Source organism: Pseudactinotalea sp., assembly GCF_048594945.1.
In the GTDB taxonomy this organism is placed as follows: Bacteria; Actinomycetota; Actinomycetes; order Actinomycetales; family Beutenbergiaceae; genus Pseudactinotalea.
In genome coordinates, this window is the sequence record NZ_JBMDXJ010000374.1 from 1 (window position 1) to 5,686 (window position 5,686).

4 protein-coding genes and 1 pseudogene are annotated in these 5,686 nt (G+C 70.3%); 1 reads left to right on the top strand and 4 read right to left on the bottom strand.

Translation table 11 applies throughout. From position 1 onward, the window contains the following. The 4 genes from ACOJSN_RS16990 to ACOJSN_RS17005 all read right to left on the bottom strand — a co-directional run. Nucleotides 1-1,266, bottom strand: a 1,266-nt coding sequence (locus tag ACOJSN_RS16990; protein WP_420113675.1) for a class I tRNA ligase family protein, incomplete at its 3' end; no start/stop codon positions are given. A gap of 283 nt (nt 1,267-1,549) precedes the next feature. After that, nucleotides 1,550-2,920 (bottom strand): mannitol dehydrogenase family protein, encoded by a 1,371-nt coding sequence (locus tag ACOJSN_RS16995; protein WP_420113676.1) that lies wholly within the window; start codon nt 2,918-2,920, stop codon nt 1,550-1,552. After that, nucleotides 2,917-4,326 carry a glucuronate isomerase gene (gene uxaC / locus ACOJSN_RS17000; RefSeq protein WP_420113677.1) on the bottom strand — a complete coding sequence of 470 codons (1,410 nt, stop codon included), beginning with the start codon at nt 4,324-4,326 and terminating at the stop codon, nt 2,917-2,919. Before uxaC ends, ACOJSN_RS16995 begins: the two co-directional genes overlap by 4 nt. Before the next feature lie 80 nt (nt 4,327-4,406). Next, on the bottom strand, nt 4,407-5,408 hold the full coding sequence (locus ACOJSN_RS17005; protein ID WP_420113678.1) for a LacI family DNA-binding transcriptional regulator: 1,002 nt from the start codon (nt 5,406-5,408) through the stop codon (nt 4,407-4,409). 66 nt (nt 5,409-5,474) lie between these two features. Here ACOJSN_RS17005 and ACOJSN_RS17010 point away from each other — a divergent pair. Continuing rightward, nucleotides 5,475-5,686: pseudogene (locus ACOJSN_RS17010) on the top strand (sugar phosphate isomerase/epimerase); the annotation flags it as partial.

Below are 5,686 nucleotides of genomic sequence, written 5' to 3' on the forward strand. Positions count from 1 at the left end.
CCCCAGCCCGTTGACGTCGATCTCGTCGTTGGCGGAGTTGATGGTGACGCCATCGCCCGAGTAGGCACCGCCGTCGAGAACCGTGTCGTTGCCAGAGGGCTGGACGGTGTGAATCACCGGCAGGTCGTGAGCCTGCGCGAATGCGTAGTCGCGCTCGTCGCCGCCGGGCACCGCCATGATCGCGCCGGTGCCGTAATCGGCCAGCACGTAGTCGGCCGCCCAGACCGGGATCCGCTCGCCGTTGACGGGGTTGATCGCGTACCGGCCCAGGAACACTCCGGTCTTGGGCCGATCAGTGGCGAGCCGCTCGATGTCCGAGGCGCGGCGCACGTCCTCCAGATAGCTCTCGAAGGAACCGCGCTGCTCCTCGGTCACCAGCTCGGCGGCCAGCGGCGCATCGGCCGCGACCACGAAGAACGTGGCACCGAACAGCGTGTCGGGGCGGGTGGTGAACACCGTGACGGGCTCGTCGCGGCCCTCGATCACAAAGTCGACGTGCGCGCCCTCGGAGCGGCCGATCCAGTTGCGCTGCATCGACAGCACGCGCTCGGGCCAGGTGTCCTTCAGCTGCTCCATGTCATCCAGCAGCCGCTGCGCGTAGTCGGTGACCTTGAAGAACCACTGCGTCAGCTCGCGCTTGGTGACCACGGCGCCGCACCGCTCGCACATGCCGCCGACGACCTGCTCGTTCGCCAGCACCGTCTGGTCGTTGGGGCACCAGTTGACCGGCGAGGACTTCCGGTAGGCCAGCCCTCGCTCGTAGAACTTCTGGAACAGCCACTGGGTCCAGCGGTAGTACTCGGGGTCGGAGGTGTGCAGCCGGCGCGACCAGTCGAAGCTCACGCCGTAGCGGCGGATCGAGGACGCCTGGGTCTCGATGTTCGCGTACGTCCAGGCCTTGGGGTTGATGCCCTGCCGGATCGCCGCGTTCTCGGCAGGCAGCCCGAAGGAGTCCCAGCCGATCGGGTTGAGCACGTCGTAGCCGCGCAGCCACCAGTAGCGCGCCAGCACGTCGTGCAGCGCGAACACCTCGGCGTGACCCATGTGCAGGTCGCCGCTGGGGTACGGGAACATCGTGAGCGCGTAGCGCTTCTCGGCACCGGGCCCCGCGGTGCCGGCCCGGAAGGCGTCGAGCTCGTCCCAGACCGGCCGCCACCGGTCCTGGATGGCGGCGACGTCGTAACTCGCCTCGGTGCTCTCGCTCGTCTCGGTGCTCATGATCGCGTCGATTCCTTCGTTCTTCCTGCGGTGCTGCGCTGCTGGCATCCTCGGGGCACAAAAAAGCCCCTCGGGCGAGGGGCTGCCGCGGCTGAGAGAACCTTCTCGCCGCGGCTAGATAAGGAGCAGGGTGCTGCGCACAGGCTCATCCTAGCGCCCTCCCCCACCCCCGCTTTCAACGCTCTTCCGGCACCACACCACTTTCAACGCTGTTCCGGCACGGCCACACGCCCCGCATGCGGGCGGCACGGAGGGTCCAGCGCCGAGGTGTCGGCACGACAGGTGCCGGAACAGCGTTGAAACCCTCGCCGTGCCGGAAGAGCGTTGAAAGCTAGACGGCGGGGATCGCTGCGGCCTGGGTGAGGACGGCGGCAGTGAGATCGACATCGCCCCCGAGGCCGAGCACCTCGAGCACCGCGGGCACGGCCACCGGGAGGTCGCCGCTGGTCGCGGCGGCGAGCGCCCGATCGACCGTCGCGTCCTTGATCGGCGCGCCCTCACCGCGCAGGTGCAGCACCCACGCGGCGAGCGTCGTGGCTCCACCGACAGGCACGTTCCCCGCCGCGCGCTCGGCCTGCACCACGGGAACGGTACGCACCGGAAGCTTCTGCGATCCGTCGTAGGCGATCTGCGCGGTCAGGTGCCGCACTCGGGCGTTGGCGTAACGGTCCAGCAGCGCATCGGTGTACGCGGCGATCTCCTCATGTGGGAGGTTCAGGTGGCGTTCGGCCTCGGCCCACCACTGCTCGACCCAGCCGCGGCAGGCGGGGTCGGCGATCGCTGCGTCGATCGTCTCGTGGCCGCGGATCGAGCCCGCGTAGGCGAGCAGCGTGTGCGAGCCGTTGAGCAGCCAGAGCTTGCGGCGCTCGTGCGGCTCCACGTCGTCGACGATCTGCGCACCCGCCGCGTCCCACTGCGGCCGGCCGGCCGGGAAGTCACCACTGAGCACCCACTCCGAGAACGGCTCGGTCGGTACCGGTGAGACGTCCTCGGCCCCGACCGCGTCCCGCACCAGCTCGCGGTCCGCGTCGGTGGTCGCGGGCGTGATTCGGTCGACCATCGAGGACGCGAAATCGACGGTATCGCCGATCCAGGTCGCCAGTGTCGGCTCGACGGCCTCGGCGGCGCTCAGCACGACCGTGCGCACGGCCGCCCCGTTGTCCGGCAGGTTGTCGCACGGCATGATCGTGATCGCTCCGGCTCCCGCCGCGCGCCGCGCCAGCAGCCCGGCGACCAGCTTCATCGGTGCGGTCGTCACGGCCGCGCGCGGGTCGCCGGCAAGTGCCGCGACATCGGCTGCGACGGCCTCGTCGGCCAGGTCGATCGTGCCGTCGGCGGCTCGGCGGTACCCCGCCTCGGTCACCGTCAGGCTCACGACGGCGATGGCCGGGTTCTCGAGGTAGCCCAGGTAGGCCTCGTGCTCGTCCGAGCGATGGACGGCGACGATCGAACCGATCACGTCGGTCGTATCTCCGTCGGGGCCCTTGGTGATGAGCGTGTACAGCCCGTCCTGGGGTGCGAGCGCCTCGGCAGCGTCGGGGCGGCGACCCGTGAACGCGGCGATCCCCCACTCCGCCGCGTCGGGTGCCTGGTGGGTGTACCAGGCCGCGTGGGCGCGGTAGAAGTTGCCGACGCCGAGGTGGACGATCCGAACCGGTGCGGCTGCCGGCATGCCGGGCAGCGAACGTGACAGGCGGGTCACAGCTTGAACACCTTCCGGGGATTGGTCGCGACGAGGTCGTGGATGGTCTCCAGCGCCTCGTCCATCGCGAGCTGGTGCTCGCCCACGAGTCCGGCGAGGTAACCGGCGTCGAGACGGCGGGACATGTCGTGCCGCGCGGGGATCGAGCAGAACGCGCGCGTGTCATCGATGAAGCCGGAGGTGCGGGAGAAGCCTGCGGTCTCGGTGACCGCGGCGCGGAACCGGCGGATCGCCTCCGGGGCGTCGATGAACCACCACGGCACGCCCACGTACACGCTGGGGTAGAAGCCTGCGAGCGGAGCGATCTCGCGGGAGTAGGTGGTCTCGTCGATCGTGAACAGCACGAGGTTGAGGTTCGGGTGGGTGCCGTAGGCGTTGAGCAGCGGCGACAGGGCCCGGGTGTACTCGACGGTGGTGGGGATGTCGCAGCCCACGTCCGGTCCGAGCGCCTCGAACGTGGCGCGATGGTGGTTGCGGTGCACGCCGGGGTGCAGCGTCATCACGAGGCCGTCCTCGCAGGACATCCTCGCCATCTCGCTGATCATGTGACGGCGGAACGCGTCGGTCTCGGAGGCAGTGGCCGAGCCGGCGCGCGCGGCCGTGTAGATCCGGCCAGCCTCGGCCGGATCGAGCACGAGCGTCTCGGCGTCGTTCACACCGTGGTCGGCCGAGACCGCACCGTGGTCCACGAAGTACCGGCGGCGGTCCTCGAGGGCGGCGATATAGCCGGCGTAGTCGTCCACGGCGATCCCGGCGGTCTCCCCCAGCCGTGTGACCCGCTCGTTCCAGGTGCTCTCGGTCGGGTCGAGGTACCGGTCCGGCCGGAACGTCGGCACCACGCGACCCGTGAAGGTCTCGTCGGCGGCCAGCGCCTCGTGCGGGGACAGGTCGTCGCACGGGTCGTCGGTGGTCGCGAGCACCTCGATGCCGAAGCTGTCGAACAACGCCCGGGGCCGGAACTCCGGCTGGGCGATCTTCTCGGCGATCGCGTCGTAGATGCTGTCCGCGGTCTCGGCGCTGGGCCGCTCGGTCACGCCGAAGATGCCGGCGAGCTCGTCCACCAGCCAGTACCGCACCGGCGTGCCGCGGTAGGCGCTCCAGTGCTCGCACAAGATCCGGAACGCACGACGCGAGGCCGCCTCGTCGAGCGGTCCCTCACCCACGCCGAGGTCGGACAGCGGCACGCCGTGCGCATGCAGCATCCGGTTGACGTAGTGGTCGGGCGTGATCAGCAGCGAGGTGGGGTCGCGGAACGGGATGTCCTCGCTCAACCACTGCGGTGGCACGTGACCGTGCGGGCTGATGATCGGCAGGTCGGCCACCGAGGTGTACAGCTCGCGCGCCACGTCGCGTGACGCCGCGTCAGCGGGTAGCAGGCGGTCGGGGTGCAGCTCCAGTGCAGGCATGGTGGCCATGGTTGGGTGGCCAGCCACCCGTGTGCCAACAATTGCCAACCATTGCAGCACGCTGCGCGAGCGAGCCGCGCTCAGAGCGAGGGAGCGGCCGGCCCGGTACTGGCCCGTTGGACCAGCTTCGAGGGCAGCAGCACCGGCTCGGCCGATGTGCTGCGCGCACCGCCGACGAACGCGAGCACGTGCCGCACCGCACGCGCCCCGAGCTCGCGCTGCGGAGATGCCACCGTGGTGAGGCTGGGCGTGACGATCTCGGCCGACTGGGTGTTGTCGAAGCCGATGACACTCACGTCCTCGGGCACCCGCCGACCCATCGCGAGCACGCCCCGCATGAACCCGATCGCGACCATGTCGTTGTAGCCCACCACGGCCGAGGTCGGGTGGGCAGCCCAGGCAGCGGCGGCGCGCACGCCCCCGTTGACCGTCGGGGGTACCGGGCCCACACGACGCACACTCAGCCCCAGGTCGACCCGGACGTCGCGCAGAGCCCGCCACCGGACGCCGTCGGGCCATGCCGCCTCGGGACCGGCGAGATAGGTGACGTGCGTATGCCCGAGCCCAGCCAGGTGCTCGGCCGCGCGACGCATCCCTCGCGGGTTGTCCACCACCACGCTCGGCAGCCCCCCGACCTCGCGGTTGAGCACCACCGTGGGCTTGACCTTCGCGACCTGGCGCACCGCGGTGTCGGACATCCGTGGGCTGGCGAGCACCACGCCGTCGACCGTCGGAAGGATCTTGTCGAGCACCTCACGCTCACGGCCCGCGGACTCGCGAGTGTCCGCGAGCACCATCGCGTAGCCGGCCTCGGCCGCCGCCTCCTCGGCACCGCGCACGAGCTCCGCGAACACGGGGTTGGCGATATCGGCGAGCAGCACCGCGATCATCGACGTGGTGCGCGTCGAGAGCGCCCGCGCCTGCGGGTTGGCGCGATAGCCGAGCTCCGCGGCGACCTCGCGGATCCGCTCGGCGGTCTCCGCGTTGACCCGGCCGGGCCGCGAGAACGTGCGCGAGACCGTCGACGGCGCGACGCCTGCCGCGCGTGCGACGTCGTAGATCGTGGTGGGCCGCTCCGCCATGCGTCGGACGCTACAACACGCGGCAACCGATTGCCATTCGATGCCGGGCTGGCTTGAATCGTGGGCATGTGGACGCTGAGCGGTTTCGCTGACGAGATCGGACCGGACCTGAACACCCAGCTCGAGGTGATCAGCGAATTGGGACTGACGCACATCGAGTTCCGGAGCGCGTGGAACACCAACGTGCTCGATCTCAGCGACGCGCAGCGGGCGCAGGTCGCCGCAGCCCTCCAGGAGCGCGACATCCGGGTGTCCTCGATCGGGTCGCCGATCGGGAA

Coding starts and splice junctions, on each gene's coding strand:
- ACOJSN_RS17005 (WP_420113678.1), bottom strand. CDS start 5,408: ATGGCGGAGCGGCCCACCACGATCTACGACGTCGCACGCGCGGCAGGC.
- uxaC (WP_420113677.1), bottom strand. CDS start 4,326: ATGCCTGCACTGGAGCTGCACCCCGACCGCCTGCTACCCGCTGACGCG.